At 72.1% G+C, this 16,746-nt stretch carries 18 protein-coding genes; 10 read left to right on the top strand and 8 right to left on the bottom strand.

All coding sequences use genetic code 11. From position 1 onward, the window contains the following. Nucleotides 1-256: 256 nt before the first annotated feature. Complete coding sequence (locus tag ACQEU8_RS28785) at nt 257-1,729, bottom strand: hypothetical protein (protein ID WP_433106156.1); 1,473 nt, start codon at nt 1,727-1,729, stop codon at nt 257-259. A gap of 226 nt (nt 1,730-1,955) precedes the next feature. Here ACQEU8_RS28785 and ACQEU8_RS28780 point away from each other — a divergent pair, with 226 nt between their 5' ends. The 3 genes from ACQEU8_RS28780 to ACQEU8_RS28770 all read left to right on the top strand — a co-directional run bounded on the left by ACQEU8_RS28780 (nt 1,956) and on the right by ACQEU8_RS28770 (nt 4,937). After that, a complete protein-coding gene (locus tag ACQEU8_RS28780; protein WP_433106154.1) occupies nt 1,956-2,885 on the top strand; it encodes a Nif3-like dinuclear metal center hexameric protein in 930 nt (309 codons plus the stop codon). After that, nucleotides 2,882-3,625, top strand: coding sequence for a zinc ribbon domain-containing protein (locus ACQEU8_RS28775; RefSeq protein WP_433108797.1), 744 nt, complete (start codon nt 2,882-2,884; stop codon nt 3,623-3,625). Before ACQEU8_RS28780 ends, ACQEU8_RS28775 begins: the two co-directional genes overlap by 4 nt. Before the next feature lie 112 nt (nt 3,626-3,737). Continuing rightward, complete coding sequence (locus ACQEU8_RS28770) at nt 3,738-4,937, top strand: bifunctional RNase H/acid phosphatase (RefSeq protein ID WP_433106152.1); 1,200 nt, start codon at nt 3,738-3,740, stop codon at nt 4,935-4,937. 53 nt (nt 4,938-4,990) lie between these two features. On the opposite strand, the gene ACQEU8_RS28765 is transcribed toward ACQEU8_RS28770, so the two are convergent. From ACQEU8_RS28765 to ACQEU8_RS28750, 4 genes are all read right to left on the bottom strand, one after another. Further along, nucleotides 4,991-5,515 carry a hypothetical protein gene (locus tag ACQEU8_RS28765; protein ID WP_433106150.1) on the bottom strand — a complete coding sequence of 175 codons (525 nt, stop codon included), beginning with the start codon at nt 5,513-5,515 and terminating at the stop codon, nt 4,991-4,993. A 9-nt stretch (nt 5,516-5,524) separates the two neighbouring features. Further along, nucleotides 5,525-6,157: a bifunctional 4-hydroxy-2-oxoglutarate aldolase/2-dehydro-3-deoxy-phosphogluconate aldolase gene (gene eda, locus ACQEU8_RS28760; protein ID WP_433106148.1), complete on the bottom strand. Its 633-nt coding sequence runs from the start codon at nt 6,155-6,157 to the stop codon at nt 5,525-5,527. A gap of 77 nt (nt 6,158-6,234) precedes the next feature. Continuing rightward, entirely contained in the window at nt 6,235-7,032 is a 798-nt protein-coding gene (gene yaaA / locus ACQEU8_RS28755; RefSeq protein ID WP_433106146.1) for a peroxide stress protein YaaA, read from the bottom strand. A 106-nt stretch (nt 7,033-7,138) separates the two neighbouring features. Further along, nucleotides 7,139-8,602 carry an FAD-binding oxidoreductase gene (locus tag ACQEU8_RS28750; protein WP_433106144.1) on the bottom strand — a complete coding sequence of 488 codons (1,464 nt, stop codon included), beginning with the start codon at nt 8,600-8,602 and terminating at the stop codon, nt 7,139-7,141. Between the two features lie 308 nt (nt 8,603-8,910). Between ACQEU8_RS28750 and ACQEU8_RS28745 the strand changes: the two genes are divergently transcribed. Both ACQEU8_RS28745 and ACQEU8_RS28740 read left to right on the top strand, forming a co-directional pair. Continuing rightward, nucleotides 8,911-9,480 carry a Uma2 family endonuclease gene (locus ACQEU8_RS28745; protein ID WP_433108795.1) on the top strand — a complete coding sequence of 190 codons (570 nt, stop codon included), beginning with the start codon at nt 8,911-8,913 and terminating at the stop codon, nt 9,478-9,480. 90 nt (nt 9,481-9,570) lie between these two features. Then, nucleotides 9,571-10,080, top strand: coding sequence for a DinB family protein (locus tag ACQEU8_RS28740; RefSeq protein WP_433106142.1), 510 nt, complete (start codon nt 9,571-9,573; stop codon nt 10,078-10,080). Nucleotides 10,081-10,088: 8 nt separating this feature from the next. Here the strand turns inward: ACQEU8_RS28740 and ACQEU8_RS28735 are convergent, their stop codons facing one another. The 3 genes from ACQEU8_RS28735 to ACQEU8_RS28725 all read right to left on the bottom strand — a co-directional run bounded on the left by ACQEU8_RS28735 (nt 10,089) and on the right by ACQEU8_RS28725 (nt 12,539). Further along, nucleotides 10,089-10,700, bottom strand: coding sequence for a dihydrofolate reductase family protein (locus ACQEU8_RS28735; protein WP_433106140.1), 612 nt, complete (start codon nt 10,698-10,700; stop codon nt 10,089-10,091). A gap of 99 nt (nt 10,701-10,799) precedes the next feature. Beyond that, on the bottom strand, nt 10,800-12,098 hold the full coding sequence (locus ACQEU8_RS28730) for a radical SAM protein (RefSeq protein ID WP_433108793.1): 1,299 nt from the start codon (nt 12,096-12,098) through the stop codon (nt 10,800-10,802). A 237-nt stretch (nt 12,099-12,335) separates the two neighbouring features. Next, nucleotides 12,336-12,539, bottom strand: a complete 204-nt coding sequence (locus tag ACQEU8_RS28725; protein WP_433106138.1) for a hypothetical protein — start codon at nt 12,537-12,539, stop codon at nt 12,336-12,338. Nucleotides 12,540-12,734: 195 nt separating this feature from the next. Between ACQEU8_RS28725 and ACQEU8_RS28720 the strand changes: the two genes are divergently transcribed. The 5 genes from ACQEU8_RS28720 to ACQEU8_RS28700 all read left to right on the top strand — a co-directional run bounded on the left by ACQEU8_RS28720 (nt 12,735) and on the right by ACQEU8_RS28700 (nt 16,628). Then, complete coding sequence (locus ACQEU8_RS28720; RefSeq protein WP_433106136.1) at nt 12,735-13,244, top strand: hypothetical protein; 510 nt, start codon at nt 12,735-12,737, stop codon at nt 13,242-13,244. Between the two features lie 338 nt (nt 13,245-13,582). Further along, a complete protein-coding gene (gene erm / locus ACQEU8_RS28715) occupies nt 13,583-14,437 on the top strand; it encodes a 23S ribosomal RNA methyltransferase Erm (protein WP_433106134.1) in 855 nt (284 codons plus the stop codon). 143 nt (nt 14,438-14,580) lie between these two features. Further along, entirely contained in the window at nt 14,581-14,988 is a 408-nt protein-coding gene (locus ACQEU8_RS28710; protein ID WP_433106132.1) for a nitroreductase/quinone reductase family protein, read from the top strand. A 301-nt stretch (nt 14,989-15,289) separates the two neighbouring features. After that, nucleotides 15,290-15,844 (top strand): hypothetical protein, encoded by a 555-nt coding sequence (locus ACQEU8_RS28705; protein ID WP_433106130.1) that lies wholly within the window; start codon nt 15,290-15,292, stop codon nt 15,842-15,844. 142 nt (nt 15,845-15,986) lie between these two features. Then, nucleotides 15,987-16,628, top strand: a complete 642-nt coding sequence (locus tag ACQEU8_RS28700) for a GNAT family N-acetyltransferase (RefSeq protein WP_433106128.1) — start codon at nt 15,987-15,989, stop codon at nt 16,626-16,628. Nucleotides 16,629-16,746: the final 118 nt, after the last annotated feature.

The following is a 16,746-nucleotide window of genomic DNA, read 5'->3' as shown; positions in this document are numbered from 1 at the left end:
GCGGCTCGCCGTCGGCTACTGCGCCGGCTCCGGGCGGCGGTGGCGGCCCCGTGCCGGTACGGTCTGTTCCTCGTGTGCGGCGGCTTCCCCCCTGTGCTTCCCCCGGTGAGTCCCCTCGCCGGCCGTCTGCGTGGTGCTGGGCGTCTCGGTCTGGGTGTCGGACATCGTGATGTCACTCCGTCAATCTCTTGCTGCCGTCGTACCCGCGGAGTTTATCGATCAGGTCCGACACCCTTCAGACCGTTTCACCTGCTGATTACGCCGTTCCGCTGGTCAACGGGGACTGCTGGAGGGGCACCGGTTTCGGAACCGATTCACCCGCGGCCCCGAACGACCCTTCGCCGCCTGCGGAAACCCTTCTGCGCACCATGGAACCCAACAGTCCGGAGGGCGGTACTCCGTGATCGTGATGTTGTAGAGCCGTGACGTCACCGCAGGCCGGAGCCGTCGCCTCCGGCGGCTCGACCGCCCTCGGCGTCGTACGCGGAGCCGCACCCGGCGGCGGACCCGGCGGTGCGCTCGGCCGCGATTCGGATGGCGGACTCGGCGGTGCGCTCAGCCGCGATTCCGGCGGCGTGCTCGGCGGTGCGGCAACCGCCGTCTCCCTCCTCGCGGGCCCGGGCGAAGGGGTGGGCCCGGGCGACGCCGCGACCACGGGCGTCGGCGCCGGCGCCCCCGTGTCCTCACCCTCCGGCAGCGGTGTCCGCATCCGTGCCAGCCCGCACGGGTTGTGCGCCGTCGAGTACGGGACGCAGAGTTCGCCCCCAGCCGTCCACATGCCGTGCCCCGTGAGCCACCCGGGCGGGCTCGCGAGGTGCCGCAACTCCCGCAGCCCGGGCCGCCATACGGCGAGCCAGGTGCCCACCCCGAGCGCGGGCGATCCGGCGGGCACCCCCAGCGTGGCGTCGACGCGCAGCGCCACTCCGCACCGTTCGGGCAGCAGCGTCTGCCCCGGCTGTACGGCGATCGGGGTGAGCCGGGTGTCCTTGGGGTGCAGTGCCTCGGGGAACCGGACCGGGCGGTGGCTGCCCAGCACACCCCAGCCCAGCCGCTCCTCGCCCGGCGCGTTCGAGCGGACGAGCAGCAGGCCGCTGTCCGGGTCGGCGAGCAGCAGCCGGTCGTCGCTGTCCTCGGTGATCTCCAGCAGCGGTGAGACCTCGCCGCCCGCGCCGAGGTCCACCGCGACCGTCTTGGTGGGGCCCTCGCCGTCCGGCCCCGTGGTGTCGAGGGCGAGCAGCCGTCCCTCCGGGTCCAGCCAGGCGCCGCCCGAGCACCGGCCGCTCAGCAGCGCGACCCGCGCGGGCGGGCGGGAGGAGCCGTCGGCCACCAGCCAGACGCCGGTGGCGCGGCCGTCCTGCTCCTCGGCCAGTGCGTAGGCGCGCATCCCGCAGGGCGCCGGGGGCAGCAGCCGCAGCGCGTCCGTCTCCACGGTGCCCAGCCGCCGCTCACCGGTCTCCGGTCCGGAGGGGTAGAGCAGCGCCATGGAGTAACGTCCCTGCGCCCGGCGGGCGATCAGCACCCGCCCGTCCGCGAACGGCAGCACACTGCTGTCGGCGTCCTCGGGCTGTTCCACGGGCAGCGGTACCGCGTACGGCTCCGGGCCGCCGAGCGTCCAGCGCTCCGGGTACCAGAGCTCCGTGCCGGCCCGTGTGGTGAGCCTGGCGGCATACGAGCCGTCCGCCGCGACCGTGAAGCTCTCGTTCATGACCCTGGCGACACTCGCAGTCATGCCTCGATCACCTCCGGTGACGAAACTAGGTGTCGTACTCGCAGTCGAACAACGAGAGTTGAACCGCTTCACGCGTACGGGTGACCGAATTCGGCGTTCGCCTGCGCGGGCGCAGAGAAGTGTGCTGACGGCCTCCCCGGGCCTGCCGCGGGCCCACCGCCGGAGGGCTCCGGCGGGCGCCGACCGGGCTGGGGGCGCCGCGGCCGGGGACAGGTAGCCTTGCCCCGTGCCAGCACAGCCCACACTCTCCGAAGTCATCGCCGCGCTCGACACCCTGTGGCCGCGCGACCGCGCCGAGCAGTGGGACGCCGTCGGCACCGTCTGCGGTGATCCGGCCGACCCGCAGGCGCGCGTCAGCCGCGTACTGTTCGCCGTCGACCCCGTGCAGCAGGTCGCCGACGAGGCCGTCAGCAAGGGCGCCGAGCTCCTGGTCACCCACCATCCGCTCTATCTGCGCGGCACCACCACGGTCGCCGCCGACACCTTCAAGGGCCGCGTGGTGCACACGCTGATCAGAAACGGTGTCGCGCTGCACGTCGCCCACACCAACGCCGACTCCGCCGACCCCGGCGTCTCCGACGCGCTCGCCTCGGCGCTCGGGCTGCGCGTGCTGCGCCCCCTGGTGCCGGATGCCACCGACCCCGGCGGACGGCGCGGCCTGGGCCGGATCTGCGAGCTGGAGCGCCCGCTGCCGCTCGGCGACTTCGTCGAGCAGGCCGCCGCCTCGCTGCCCGTCACGGCACAGGGCATCCGCGCTGCGGGCGACCCGGCCATGACGGTGCGGACGGTCGCCGTGTGCGGCGGCTCGGGCGACAGCCTCTTCGACGTCGTACGGGAAGCGGGCGTCGACGCCTACCTCACCGCCGACCTGCGCCACCACCCCGCCTCCGAGGCCCGCGAGCACTCCCCGCTCGCCCTCCTGGACGCCGCGCACTTCGCCACCGAATGGCCCTGGTGCGAGCAGGCGGCGGCGCAACTCGACGCCGTCGCTGAACGCAAGGGCTGGGACCTGCGCACCGAGGTCTCGCGTACCGTCACCGACCCGTGGACCGCGCACGCCCCCTCGCTGCCCCAGGCCTCACCGCTGTCACAGCAGGCCACCGCCCAGCAGACCGCACTGACCGACAACGACCTCACCCCGGGAGCCCCCAACTGAACGCCGCGCCCGCCGATCAGATCCGCCTGCTCGACGTCCAGGCCCTCGACACGCGCCTGACGCAGCTCGCGCACAAGCGCAAGACCCTGCCCGAGCACGAGGAGATCCAGCGGCTGGAGGCCGACCTCGCCCAGCTCCGCGACCTGCTCGTGGCAGCGCAGACCGAGGAGAGCGACACCGCCCGCGAACAGACCAAGGCGGAAGCGGACGTCGACCAGGTCCGCCAGCGCGCGGCCCGCGACCAGCAGCGCCTCGACTCCGGCGCCGTCAGCAACCCCAAGGACCTGGCGAACCTGCAGAGCGAGATCGCCTCCCTCGCCAAGCGCCAGAGCGACCTCGAGGACGTCGTACTGGAGGTCATGGAGCGCCGCGAGTCCGCCGCCGAGCGCGCGGCCGAACTGGGCGAGCGCGTCGAGTCCGTCGGCGCCAAGGTCCAGGACGCCACCGCCCGCCGGGACGCCGCGCTGGCCGAGATCGACGCCGAGCTGGGCAGCGTCCGCAAGGAGCGCGAGACCATCGCCGGCGCCGTCCCCGCCGAACTGCTCAAGCTCTACGACAAGATCCGCGAGCGCGAGGGCGGGGTCGGCGCGGCCAAGCTCTACCAGCGCCGCTGCGAGGGCTGCCGCCTGGAGCTGAACATCACCGAGGTCAACGAGGTGCGGGAGGCACCCGCCGACGCCGTGGTGCGCTGCGAGAACTGCCGCCGCATCCTGGTGCGCACCCCGGAGTCCGGTCTGTGAGCTGGGGGCACCCCCGGCCGAAGGCTGGGGGAGCGCATGCGGCTGCCGGGGTGCACACAGCGACGATGCCTGCACGCTGCCGCGTGAGCGGAGAAGCGAACGGAGAAATGCTGTGAGCGGAGCGCAGGCGCGCCGTACCTTCGTCGTCGAGGCGGACGGCGGTTCGCGGGGCAACCCGGGTCCGGCCGGATACGGCGCCGTCGTGAAGGACGCCGCCTCCGGTGAAACCCTCCGGGAGACCGCCGAGTTCATCGGCAGGGCCACCAACAACGTCGCCGAGTACCGGGGGCTGCTGGCCGGGCTGCGCGCCGCCTACGAGCTCGACGCGAACGCCGCGGTGCTGGTGCGGATGGACTCCAAGCTCGTCGTCGAGCAGATGTCGGGCCGCTGGAAGATCAAGCACCCCGATATGCGCCCGCTCGCCATGGAGGCCGCGGCCGTCTTCCCGCCGGACGCCGTCAGCTACGAGTGGATCCCGCGCGAGAAGAACAAGCACGCCGACCGGCTCGCCAACGAGGCGATGGACGCCGGCAAACGCGGTGAACGCTGGGACGCCGGCGCGTCCCGCGCCGAGCTGGACGCCGCGCCGGGCACGCCGGCCGCGGAGCCCGCGGTCGCGGAGCCCGCAGCCGCGACCGACCCCGGCCCCACCGCGCCCGCCGTCCGGGTCGGCTGGGGGCCCGACCTCGGCACCCCCACCACGTTCGTACTGCTCCGGCACGGCGAGACGCCGCTCACGCCTGAGAAGCGGTTCTCCGGCAGCGGCGGCTCCGATCCGGAACTCTCCGCGGTGGGGCGGCGGCAGGCCGCCGCCGTCGCCGAGTCGCTCGCGGCCCGGGGCACCGTCCAGGCCGTGGTCTCCTCACCGCTGCGCCGCTGCCAGGAGACGGCCGCCACCGTCGCGGACCGCCTCGGACTGAGCGTCCGCACCGACGAGGGGCTGCGCGAGACCGACTTCGGCGCCTGGGAGGGCTTGACCTTCGCGGAGGTCCGCGAGCGCCACGCGGAGGACCTCGAGGCATGGCTGGCCTCTCCCACCGCGCGCCCCACCGGGGGTGGCGAGTCCTTCGAAGAGGTCGCCCGACGGGTCGCTGTGACCCGCGACAAACTCCTGGCCCGGTACGCGGGTCGCACCGTGCTGCTCGTCACCCATGTGACACCGGTCAAGACCCTGGTACGGCTCGCCCTCGGCGCCCCGCCCGAGTCCCTCTTCCGCATGGAACTCTCCGCCGCCTCACTGTCCGCCGTCGCCTACTACGCCGACGGCAACGCCTCCCTGCGCCTCCTCAACGACACGGGGCATCTGCGGTAGGACCTGGCTCTTCGCGAGAGGCGGCGGAAAAGAGAGGGAGCGTCCCCCCCCAGTCAGAGACGAGCCTCCTTCGCGGAGCCCGTCAACTGGTCCGCGTAACCCCCCTCCGTCCATACGAACTTCTTGAACTGCTCCGGCGTCAGCACCCCTTGCCAGGGCACCCCGCCGGGGCAGAAGACCGATTCGCAGCCGTAGCAGTAGAACGCGGGGTCCCACACCCGCGCGGCGCGCCCCGAACCGGCGGACTCCGCCCTGCGTTCGCGCCGGTCGCCGCGGACGACGGCGATCGTGCCGACGAAACACAGCACCGCCAGCGCGATCCCGCCCGCGAGATACAGCGGCTTGTCCTGCTCCTTGCCGGTGTAGGCGAGGGCGATGCCGATACCGGTGAGGACCATGCCCTCCAGAAAGTGCATCCAGCCGTCGCCCGACTTCTCCGGGCCCGGTGCCAGCCGGGTCAGCAGATCCTTGCGCATGGCGCCCTTACCGGCGCGTGCCTCGGAGACCGGGCGGGCGCTCGCACCGCCACACGCGGGGCATATCGCCCCAGGTCCCCCGTGAGCCTCGTGAGTTGCCATGGCCGCAACCTACCCGGTGGGGCGCGCCCCCGACGCCTCGGCGGCCAGCGCCCGTACCCGCTCCCAGTCCTTGGCCGCGAGCGCGTCGGCGGGCAGCATCCAGGTGCCGCCGACGCAGCCGACGTTGGGCAGTGCCAGATAGCCGGCCGCGTTGGCCGCCGTCACCCCGCCGGTGGGGCAGAAACGCGCCTGGGGGAGGGGTGAGGCCAGCGACTTCAGCCAGCCGACGCCACCCGCCGCCTCAGCGGGGAAGAACTTCATCTCCGTGACGCCGCGCTCCAGCAGCGCCATGACCTCCGACACCGTCGAGACGCCGGGCAGGAACGGCACCCCGGACGCGCGCATGGCGTCCAGCAGCGGGTCCGTCCAGCCGGGGCTGACGAGGAACCGCGCCCCGGCCGCCACGGCAGTACGCACGCTCTCCGGACCGAGCACCGTGCCCGCGCCGACGACCGCCTCGGGTACGGCGTCCGCGATGGCGCGGATCGCCTCCGGTGCCGCCGCGGTGCGCAGCGTCACCTCGATCGCGGGCAGCCCGCCCGCGACCAGCGCCCGGGCGAGCGGTACGGCGTCCGCCGCGTCCTCCAGCACGACGACCGGGATGACGGGGGCGAGGTCGAGCACGGAGGGCGCGGGAGTCATGCCCGTATCGTGCCCGCGAGCCGCACTGCACGCAACATCCGTTGCATCATGCGCAATGGCTCTCACAAAAGGCGGCCCTAAAGCTCCGTCACCACCACATCCAGCGCCGTGGCCCGCGGCCCGGCCTCGCCCTCCGCACCTTCCACGACGTACCCCAGCTCGCGCAGCGCCCCGGCCAGCTGCGCCGGGGTCTTCGGCGCCGCGCCCGCCTCCAGCAGCGCCCGAACGATGCGGCCCTTGGTCGCCTTGTTGAAGTGACTGACGACCGACCGCTTCTCCACCCCGTCCACCAAGCGCGACTGCAACACCCGCACGGTGGCGGTGCGCCGTGCGAGCTCGCCCTTGGGCTTCCACATGTTCGCGTACGCCGACGAACGCAGATCCAGCACCAGACCGCCGCCCGCCGCCTCGGGCAGCACCGACTCCAGCGGGTCACGCCAGAACCGGCCCAGCGCGCCGGTGCCCGGCAGCTTCACGCCGCCCGAGAGCCGGTAGGAGGGGATCCGGTCCTTGATCCCGACCGCGCCCCACAGCGCGGAGAACACCAGCAGCGAGCGGGCGGCGCGCCGCTTGGCGGCCGGATCGAGGGTGGCCAGGCCCAGCGCGTCGTACAGCACCCCGGTGTAGAGCTCGCCCGCCGGCAGCGTCGGCGCCGTCCGCAGCCGGGCGTTCTTGGCGACCTCGCCGCGCAGCCCCTCGCTGAGCCCCAGCACTTCGCGTGCCTTCTCCTCGTCCGCGCGGCAGAGCGTCACCAGCTCCTCCAGCACCGTCTCCCGCGCCCGCGTCAGCCCCGGGAGCGACAGGGCGTCCAGGTCCAGCGGGCGGCCCTTGCCGCCCTCGGCCTTCCCCTCGGACGGCGGCAACAGCACGAGCACGGCACTTCTCCTTCTCTGGGCACCTCCCGGCCAACGACCGGGGGAGTACGGCGGCAGGGCGCCTGCCAGCGTACGGGCCCAAGTGCCGGGCACCGGCCCGGGGCACTCACACGGCGTGCGGGAAGGTGAAGACCCGGTCCGGGTCGTATACCGCCTTGACCTTGGCCAGCCGCTCGGCGTTGCTGCCGTAGTACGCGTGCCGCCAGTCGCGCAGCGCGGGGTCGGGGTAGTTCTGGTAGGCGAAGCCGCTGGCCCACCGGCGCATCGCCACATGGGTGCCGTCGAGCCAGCCGCGGTGCCCCGCCACCGTCTTGGGGCCGGCGGCGCCCGGCCAGGAGATGATGTACTGCGCCAGGAAGCGGGCGTTCCGGTGCACGAACGCCGTCGCATCCGGCCGCGGCCGGTTCGCGGCGCCGCCCAGCGCGTCGAGCGCGACACTTCCGGCTCCGCCGCCCCGCAGCGCGGACAGCCGCTCGACCCTCTCCAGCAGAGCCCGCATCCCGGCGGCCGGCAGGGAGCGGGTGTAGAAGTCGGAGCGTGCGGCGTACGACTCGCGGGCCACCTTCCCCCGCTTCGTACGGCCCGGCAGCGTGCCCCGCTGATGCGCCTGGGCGAGCGTCCAGCCGGAGACCCCGCCCATCACCTTCATCGCGTCCATGTACGAGTGCCGCCGCACCGACACATCCGAGGCCGGCGTACCGATGCGGTCCGCCAGCCGGTCGAGCTGGTTCTCCAGCTCCCGGCGCGCCCCCAGCGACAGCCCGCCGACCCGCACACTGCCCGGACGGCCGCCGACCGGTGCCGACAGATGAAGGTTGGCCCAGATCTCCTCGGGCGCCACCGGCGCCCACCGCTGCCATTCGCGCAGCACGGCCGCGGCCCGCGACCAGGGCCAGGAGAGGAAGAACGTCTGGCAGGTGGGCGCCACATGGGTCTGGAAGTCCAGCGAGGTGACGACGCCGAAGTTGCCGCCTCCCCCGCCGCGCAGCGCCCAGAACAGATCGCCGTCCTTCTCCCCGTTCACCTTGCGCAGCTTGCCGTCGGCGGTGACGACCGTGGCACCGGTCAGGCTGTCGCACGTCAGCCCGTAGGCGCGGGCGACGACGCCGATCCCGCCGCCCAGCGTGAGCCCCGAGACCCCGACAGTGGGACAGGAGCCCGCCGGTATCGTCCGCTTGTGCGCCGCCAACCCGGCGTATACGTCGATGAGTTTGGCCCCCGCCCCCACCGTTGCACTCCGGCCCGACGCCTTGACCTGCGCCATCTTCTGGACGTCGATGATGAGTCGGCCCTTGCCGCTGGACCAGCCCGCGTACGAGTGCCCCCCGCTGCGCACGGCCACCGGTATCTCGTGCCGGCGCGCGAAGGAGAGGCACTCGGCTATGTCACCGGGCCCGGCGCAGTACGCCACCGCGGCGGGGCGTACGGCGTCGAACCGCGGGTTGAACAGCTTGCGGGCCGCCGTGAAGTCCCGGTCCCCGGGCCGCAGCAGCGTCCCGTCCAGCCCCTTGCCCAACGCCGTCCACGCCGCGTTCGTCCCGTCCCCCGCGTACGCGCTGCGTCCCGTCATCCACGTCCCCCCGGCTGCCACCGCGATCCCGGCGGCAACCCCGCCCCGCAACAGCCCACGCCGCGTCGTCCCCGCTGTACCGGCCACTTCCGCCGCCCCCTGCTTTTCCGCTGGTCCCACTGGTCGTCGACGGAGATCGACTCCGCCGTGGAAGGGGACGGATGTGCGGGTAACGCGGTTCCGTGCGGTGAGCGCCCTCGTTGCGCATTGTGTGCCACGATCGAGTGAAGGGCGATCCGTCCCCCGGCGCCGACGCGTGCGGCAGCCGAAACTGATGGCGACCAACGAAAGGGTGTGACATGACAGCCATGGCACACGAGCCGCTCTCGCAGGAAGAGCAACTGCTGGAGAGCTTCCTGGCACTGGATACGCCTGAGGGCTACCGGGCGGAGCTCATCGAGGGGGAGATCGTCGTGACGCCACCGCCGGACGGGGACCATGAGGACTACCTCAGCACCCTGATGATGCAGGTGATGGAGAAGTCCTCGACCACCATGGATTTCTCCGGGAACAAGGGGCTCAAGCTTGGGCGTGGAGGGCGATGCCCGAAGAATTACGTGATCCCGGATGGCACCTGGGCACCAAGGAGCCGCCGCCTCTTCCGAGGAGCTGAACCATGGATGCCCTGCGATGAAGTAGCGATGGTGGCCGAGGTGACCTCGACTCGTCCTGAGCGCGACCGGGACGCCAAACGCCACTGCTACGCGCTCGCTGGGGTCCCCCTCTATCTCCTCATCGACCGGGAACGAGGTGCCGTGACCCTCTTCAGCGAACCCGATGGCGACGACTACCAACAGGTCGTCACCATGCCCTTCGGCAAGGAGATCGAGATCCCCGCGCCGTTCTCCATGACGCTGGAGACAACCGACTTCGCCTAGCGGGACAGGGACTTCCGGGGTGGCGGTCACCCCGGAAGCCAACCAGCACCACCGCACCCCCGCCAGCCAATTCTGGTTACAGTCGGCGGCATGACTGATGTGACCGGATTTTCCGCACGCGGCGATGTACGGCCCCCCGATGTGGCGGGCGGCGAGAAGGAGACCCTGACGGCGTTCCTGGGCTATCTGCGGGAGGCGGTGATCGCCAAGGCGGCCGGCCTCACCGACGAAGTGGGCCTCGCCCCTGGCGTCCCCTCCGGCACCAGCCTGCTGGGGCTGGTCAGGCATCTGACCCGGGTGGAGCGCAACTGGTTCAGCTATGTGTACGCCGGACGCGACGAGCGGCTGGACGACGACGAGCCGCCCGCGCCGGGCGAGACCGGCGCCTCGCTGATCGCCGCGTACCAGGAGGCGATCCGCGAGTCGGACGAGATCATCGCCGGCTGCGACGACCTCGGCCGCCGGGCCGCACGCCACTTGCGTGACGCCGAACCGCCCACGATGCGCTGGATTCTCGTCCACATGATCGAGGAGACCGGGCGGCACGCGGGCCACGCCGACATCCTCCGCGAACAGACCGACGGCGCCACCGGCCGCTGAGCGACTCCTCAGAACGACCCGAACGTCGGGCGCCCGGCCGGGGTGTAGGTCTGCATCGTGACGCCCGAGGGAAGCGCGTCGGTGGCCTCCAGGTGCAGCGCTGTGGGCACGGCGCCCTCCGCGAAGAGGCGGTGGCCCTTGCCCAGGACCACCGGGTAGACCAGCAGTCGGTACTCGTCGATCAGGTCGTGCGCCATCAGCGCCCTGGCCAGCATGCCGCTGCCGTGGATCTGCAGCTCGTCCCCCGGCTGCTGCTTCAGCTCGCGTACGGCGTCCACCACGTCGCCGCCGAGCACCGTGGTGCCCTGCCAGTCGGCGTGCTCCAGCGTGGTCGAGGCGACGTACTTGGGCAGCGCGTTCAGCCGGCGGGCGACCACCGGGTCCTCCTCGTCGCTGATCTGCGGCCAGTACGCCGCGAAGATCTCGTAGGTGCGCCGCCCCAGCAGGAAGGAACCCGCGCGTCCGAACCAGGTGCTGATGTGGTTCATCATGCCCTCGTCGACGTAGGGCACCACCCAGCCGCCGAGGTCGAAACCGTCACGCGGATCCTCCTCGGGGCCGCCGGGTGCCTGCATCACACCGTCGAGTGACAGGAAGGTGGTCAGTGTCAGCTTCGCCATGATGGTCTCCTCGGCTCCTCATACGGAAAGGGCTCCGGCCCCTCCCGTGAGAAGAGACCGGAGCCCTCAGGAGAACTCATCGGCGGCGGACCCGCCCGGTTACCCGACCGGCGCGCCTTCCTCCGCCGGCAGCGTGTCCATGAACGAGCTGACGGAGAAGACCGCGCGGCCCGCGCCGGCGGGACCGTATCCGGGCGGCGAGGACAGCCCGTGCCGCTGCATCGCCGCACGGTAGGCGTCCAGCAGCCGGATGTGGTACTCCAGCGGCGCGCCCTGCGGGTTCGACTTGCCCAGCGGCGTCGTCGGCTCGGGGCACCAGGTGGTGAAGCGCGGGGTGATGCCGTGGGACATGAAGAAGTCCAGCCCCTCGGTGGTGGAGGCGATGGCCTCGTCCACCGAGCCGAAGCCGAACGGCGCGGCCATCTCCACCCCGGCGACGAAGTTCGGGATCACGTTCCGCGGGCCGAAGACCTCCGCCGAGTCGAGGATCCGGCGGTGCCACTCCTCGCGGCCGACATAGCGCTCCTTGCCGGGGCAGTACAGCTCGAACAGCCGCTTGTCCCACACCTCGAAGTTGGGGTGGTAGATGCGGATGCCGTAGTCGTGGAAGCGCTGGACGTCCTCCTTGGGCAGCGCCTGCGCCACGACCTTGCCGGTCCAGCGGCCGGGGAAGCGCTCCTCGATGGCCTTGGCGTACTGCCCGTAGAAGTCCGCCTCGTCCTTGCCCTGCACCTGCGAGGTGATCGAGCCACCGGTGAGGGTGTAGGCGCTGGAGGCGCCGAGGGTGTCGTGGTCGGAGATGATCTGGAGCGCCTCCAGCACCTCCTCGACCGGCTTCACCCCGGTGTACGGACGCCCCGCGGCCTTGTGCTGGCGCCAGTTGTGGTTGATGTCGCAGTACTGGCACTCCTCCTTGGCGCCGAAGTACTGGCACACCCGGAAGACCGTCAGATAGATCAGGTAGCCCCACTGGATGGTGGGGGCCACCTCCATCACGGACTTGCCGTTGGCGAGCGTGTGCCGGTAGTAGTCCGGCATCGGCGGCAGACCGACGTCCGCGATCCGCCGCCCGTCCAGATAGAGGCCGAGCGAGCCGTCCTCACCGGCCCGTACGCGGTACGGCGAGCTCGGGTTCACCCGTACGGAGACCACGGTGCGGCTCAGGTCGTACGGGCCGCCCGTCAGGACGATCTCCTCCGGCGGCCGCCGCAGCGCCGCCTCGCCCAGTTCGGGGAGGGTGCGGTGGTCGAAGGAGAAGATGAAGTACGACTTCGGCTTGATCTCGCCCGTCGCCTTGTCGGCGGTGTCGCTGAGCGCCGAGTCGTCGAAGGCCATCCCGCCCCGAAGCAGGTCCTCCTTCAGCACGGCCTCCCGCGGAATGTGCGGGAAGCGCTCCATCAGGTCCTCGATCAGTGCGGTCCGGTCGGCCGCTTCCTTGGGATCCCGCTGGCCCAGCCCACGACGCCCCGACGGTACGGGGGACGGCATCGGCAGGGGAGTCGGCGTTGGCGGCATGGTGTGATCAAGCTCCTCACTTCGCGGCCCGGGGGCACACCCGACGGTACTCCCGCGCCCGAAAGAGCCACACACCTGCCTCTTGTTCCGTACGTCTGGCCCGGCATGCCGGGCTGGACGCTACTGCCACACGTCGGGGCCGCCGCCCCGCCACTCGATGAGGTTGGGATCGTCGAGCTGGATGTCGGCGGGGTCGAGACCGGCACGGCGCAGGAACTCGACGACGTCCTCGGGCCGGTGCGCGAACCCGAGGCTTTCGGTGTGAGCGGTCACTTTCCGTCCGCTGGTGCCGGACGGAGGGTGCACGACTATCGGTGGGGTCATATCTCCAGCGTGCAACTGTGGCCAACGGTCTGCACCTGTGCAGGGTGATGCGGGCGGTGCGGGGTTTCCGTCCGGGTGACGGGCCATCGAGTGAAGTGCGGTTATGTTCCGAATGACCGGGACGCGACCGGGGCAGCCCGCACGTGTTCGGTGGTCCACCAGGCCCACCGGGGCAATCCGAGAAAGGCACCCCCCATGCTCAAGCGCACAGCCCTCGCAGCCGTCGCACTGTCCGCCACCGCGATCCTCGCCGCTGCGGGATCCGCCGCCGCATGCCCCGAGCACCAGCACGGCCGTGGCGACCACGGCCCCTCGCAGGGTCAGCAGCCGCAGCAGGCCCAGCAGCCGCAGCAGCCCCAGAACAACCAGGGCGCCATGGACGACCCGGCAGCTGACCAGGGCGCCGTACCTCCCGCGGGCCAGCAGCACACCAGGCCGCAGCAGCAGGGCCAGGCGCCCAACCAGGGCGGCCAGGGCATGGCCGACCAGGGCGGCCAGGGCGGCCAGAGTGACCAGGGCGGCATGGCCGACCAGGGTGGTCAAGGTGGAACGGCCGAGCAGGGTGGCCAGGGCGGTATGGCCGAGCAGGGTGGCCAGAGCGACCAGAGCGGTATGGCCGACCAGGGCCGGATGAACGGGATGGGCCCCATGGGCGGCATGCACGACAACATGCGGCCCATGGGCGGGCACCTGCCCGTCATGTGATGGCCGGCTGCCTCCGGGCAGCCGCAGTCAGGCGAAGGGCGCGGCCTACGTGGGAGCCGCGCCCTTCCTGTATGTCCGCGCCCCCTCCCCGTGTGCCGCGGCGCCCCGAAATCCGGTTGGCGCCCCCGGGGACAGCACCTACAGTGCGCTTCCATGTCGGCCTGTTCCTGCGCCTGCGCGGCCTGCACCTGCGCCGCGTGCTGCGCCATCACGCGGATCCGCCGCCCCTAGCGGCGGCCACTCTCCGACGCATTCGGGAGACCCCCGCCGCTTCAGCGCGTCAGCGCCGGGCGGCCCTTCGTGCTGCCCGGCTTCCCCACGAAGCCGCGGAGAACCCGTTGCCCAGGCACAGCACCCGACACCACGAGGCCCGGCACCACCGGACCCGCCACCACGAAGGCCGGCACGAACTCGGCCAGAACTTCCTCATCGACCCCGCGACGATCAGTACCTTCGTCTCCCTCGTCGCCCGTACCGAAGGCCCCGTCGTCGAGATCGGCGGCGGTGACGGCGCGCTGACGCTGCCGTTGCAGCGGCTCGGCAGGCCGTTGACCGTCCTGGAGGCCGACGCTCGTACGGCGGACCGCCTCCGCCGGCGTACGGCTGCCTCGACCACTGTCCTGGATGCCGACTTCCTGCGCTGGAAGGCGCCGCGGAGCCCGCACGTCCTCGCCGGCAACCTCCCGTTCCACCGCACCACCGCCATGCTCCGCCGCATCCTGCACGCGCCCGGCTGGACCGACGCGGTGCTCCTCGTCCAGTGGGAGGTCGCACGGCGCCGGGCCGGGGTGGGCGGCGCGACGATGATGACGGCGCAGTGGTGGCCCTGGTACGACTTCCGGCTGGTCCAGCGCGTACCGGCGACGGCCTTCCGGCCGCGGCCCGGGGTGGACGGCGGGCTGATGACGATCACCCGCCGTGCCGAGCCGCTGCTGGCGGCCCACGAACGGCACCGCTACCAGGACTTCGTCCACCGCGTCTTCACCGGCCCTGGCCGGGGCCTCGCCGAGATCGTCCCGCTGGCCGTACGGGAATCCGAACGCGGCCGCGGGCGCGGAGCCCGCCCCTCCCAGGGCCGGGTCCTGGACTGGCTGCGCGGCCAGGGCATCCGGCCGGGCGCACTGCCCAAGTCGCTGACGGCAGCGCAGTGGGCGGAGCTGTTCCATCTCGCGGAGCGCCCGGCGCCCCGGTGATCTCCGGTCTCGGTCCGGCGGGCGGCGGCCGTTGTCAGTGCCTGGTGCCAGACTCTGCTCATCCGTAACCATCATGCTGGCTGCGTGTGGACGGAAGGCCCCGCCGACAGCGCGGCGGGGCCGCTCAGCGTACGGAGGACGGAATGACAGGCGTGCCGGACCGCAATGGCGGGTGGAAGTTCCGGGCCATCACGGCGCTTCAGCGTTCGGTGGTCAACCCCCTCACCCGCCGGCTGCCGGGCCAGATCCTCCTGGAGACCACCGGCCGCGTCTCCGGGCAGCCGCGCCGCACCCCGGTCGGCGGGCGTCGCCAAGGGCAGCAGTTCTGGCTGGTGTCCGAGCACGGCACCAGATCCCAGTACGTCCGCAACCTCCAGGCGGACCCGCGCGTCCGCGTCCGCCTGTCCGGCCGCTGGCACACCGGCACGGCCCACCCGCTCCCCGACGACGACCCGATCGCCCGCCTCACCACCCTGCCCCGGGCCAACAGCGCCGTGGTCCGCGCGGTGGGAACCCAGCTCCTGACCATCCGCGTCGACCTCGACGACTAGGGCGTATCCGGCGGATCTTGCGTGCCAGGCATGAGGGCTGTGCTTGCCCACCCTGCACCCCTGGAGCAGACTGCCCAAGCACAGCAGGGGGAGCAACCCGCAGCCCGCGGGCGTCGGGCAGGGGTTCCCCCCTCACCGGCGAGGGGGGCAGATGGCGGGTAGCAGCCGAGGACATGTGCATCGTTCCGTGGTACTGCTCGCTGTCTGCGGATCCCTGCTCATTCAGGGCTGCGGGCAGAGCGCGGAGAGCAGTGGCCAGGAATCGGACGGCAAACCCGCGTCCACGGCCAAGAAGCCGGCGGTGAACGTCGAGCTCACCACCTCCGAGGGGTTTCGCTATCGGTTCAGCGTGACCGGAGCGTCCCTCAACCCGACGGGGGATTCCGCCGAACCCGACGAACCGGCGGATCCGGGCACCACCTACATCGTGGTGCGGGGCAGACTGCACAATCTGCTGGAGGACCGGCCCGCGCCCAGATACCCCAGCATCCTGAAGCTGGGAGATCACCTCAGCGTGACGGCCCCGCAGACCGCTGTGAAACGAGCTGTCCCGGCCGGAAAAGCCCGCGGCACCAAGAACTGCCGTCAGCTGACATGGCGTTTGTCGGGTGTCACTGCCGGCAATGCCGCGAACCGGTCGGGCGTGTGCTTCTTCCGCCTGAGCCCCAGCGTCGTGGATGCCGACGACGATGCGACCATCCGGGCCGGCAAGTCCGCCGCGGTGACGTTCACGGCGCTCGTGCCGGACGCCCTGCCCAAGGGCCGTATGCGCCTGGCCGTCAGCACCACCACGGGAAAGACGACCAGCCCGGGGACGACCATCGGTCAGGACAAGGCGCTGCAATGGCTACCTTGATGGCTGCTCAATTCCGGATCACTCGCCACTCCGGCCTCGCCCACCCCGCACGGCCGGACCGAGCGGCGCGACGCGTACAGCCGAGCGGGGCGACGCGTATAAACGGTTCGACTCACGGGCAGCGCATCGGCAGCATCGCGTCATGGACTCGACTTTCTGGCCCCTGTACGGGTTGAGGATCACCACGCCCCGGCTGGAGCTGCGCCTCCCAGACCTCCCGCTGCTGGAGGAGTTGGCGGCGGTGGCTGCGGAGGGGGTGCACGACCCGGCTGCCATGCCGTTCACGACGCCGTGGACCGACGCCCCGCCGCTGGAGCGGGGCCGGTCCACCTTCCAGCACGTCCTGTCCACCATCGCGAACTGGAGCCCGGACGAGTGGGCGTTGAGCCTGGCGGTGCTGTACGAGGGCAGGGTGGTGGGCCGACAGGACCTCATGGGCCTCGACTTCGCCGTCACCCGGGAGGCCGACACCGGCTCCTGGCTGGGCCTGGCCCACCAGGGCAAGGGCATCGGCACCGAGATGCGGGCCGCGGTCGCGCATCTGGCCTTCGAGGGTCTGGGGGCCCACTCGGTGACCAGCTCGGCGATGACCGACAACGCAGCCTCGCTGGGGGTGTCGCGCCGTCTGGGCTACCAGCACGACGGGATGCTGCACATGGCCGTCCAGGGCAAGGCGCGCGTCCTGCAGCGGGTGCGGCTGGAGCGCGAGGGCTGGGAGCGGCACCGTACGACTCCGGTGCGGATCACCGGCCTGGACGCCTGCCGGACGCTGTTCGGCGTGTGACCGGCGCCGCGTCGGGTCGGGCCGGTCGGCAGCCGCTGCCCGGGCGAGCCGGCCGAGGTCGGCCGGCAGGCGCAGGACCGCGCCGGGCGCCCGTCTGCTGGCCGCCTGCCATGGCTGC

This window comes from Streptomyces sp. CA-250714 (genome assembly GCF_050936705.1).
In the GTDB taxonomy this organism is placed as follows: Bacteria; Actinomycetota; Actinomycetes; order Streptomycetales; family Streptomycetaceae; genus Streptomyces.
The sequence above is the reverse complement of the archived record's forward strand: the minus strand, read 5'-3'. Positions and strand labels throughout refer to the sequence as shown.

Excerpts from the sequence above, each read along its gene's own strand:
- ACQEU8_RS28785 (WP_433106156.1), bottom strand. The coding sequence starts at position 1,729 with ATGACTGCGAGTGTCGCCAGGGTCATGAACGAGAGCTTCACGGTCGCG.
- ACQEU8_RS28765 (WP_433106150.1), bottom strand. The coding sequence starts at position 5,515 with ATGGCAACTCACGAGGCTCACGGGGGACCTGGGGCGATATGCCCCGCG.
- eda (WP_433106148.1), bottom strand. The coding sequence starts at position 6,157 with ATGACTCCCGCGCCCTCCGTGCTCGACCTCGCCCCCGTCATCCCGGTC.
- ACQEU8_RS28750 (WP_433106144.1), bottom strand. The coding sequence starts at position 8,602 with ATGACGGGACGCAGCGCGTACGCGGGGGACGGGACGAACGCGGCGTGG.
- ACQEU8_RS28745 (WP_433108795.1), top strand. The coding sequence starts at position 8,911 with ATGGCACACGAGCCGCTCTCGCAGGAAGAGCAACTGCTGGAGAGCTTC.
- ACQEU8_RS28740 (WP_433106142.1), top strand. The coding sequence starts at position 9,571 with ATGACTGATGTGACCGGATTTTCCGCACGCGGCGATGTACGGCCCCCC.
- ACQEU8_RS28735 (WP_433106140.1), bottom strand. The coding sequence starts at position 10,700 with ATGGCGAAGCTGACACTGACCACCTTCCTGTCACTCGACGGTGTGATG.
- ACQEU8_RS28730 (WP_433108793.1), bottom strand. The coding sequence starts at position 12,098 with ATGGAGCGCTTCCCGCACATTCCGCGGGAGGCCGTGCTGAAGGAGGAC.
- ACQEU8_RS28725 (WP_433106138.1), bottom strand. The coding sequence starts at position 12,539 with ATGACCCCACCGATAGTCGTGCACCCTCCGTCCGGCACCAGCGGACGG.
- ACQEU8_RS28720 (WP_433106136.1), top strand. The coding sequence starts at position 12,735 with ATGCTCAAGCGCACAGCCCTCGCAGCCGTCGCACTGTCCGCCACCGCG.
- ACQEU8_RS28710 (WP_433106132.1), top strand. The coding sequence starts at position 14,581 with ATGACAGGCGTGCCGGACCGCAATGGCGGGTGGAAGTTCCGGGCCATC.
- ACQEU8_RS28700 (WP_433106128.1), top strand. The coding sequence starts at position 15,987 with ATGGACTCGACTTTCTGGCCCCTGTACGGGTTGAGGATCACCACGCCC.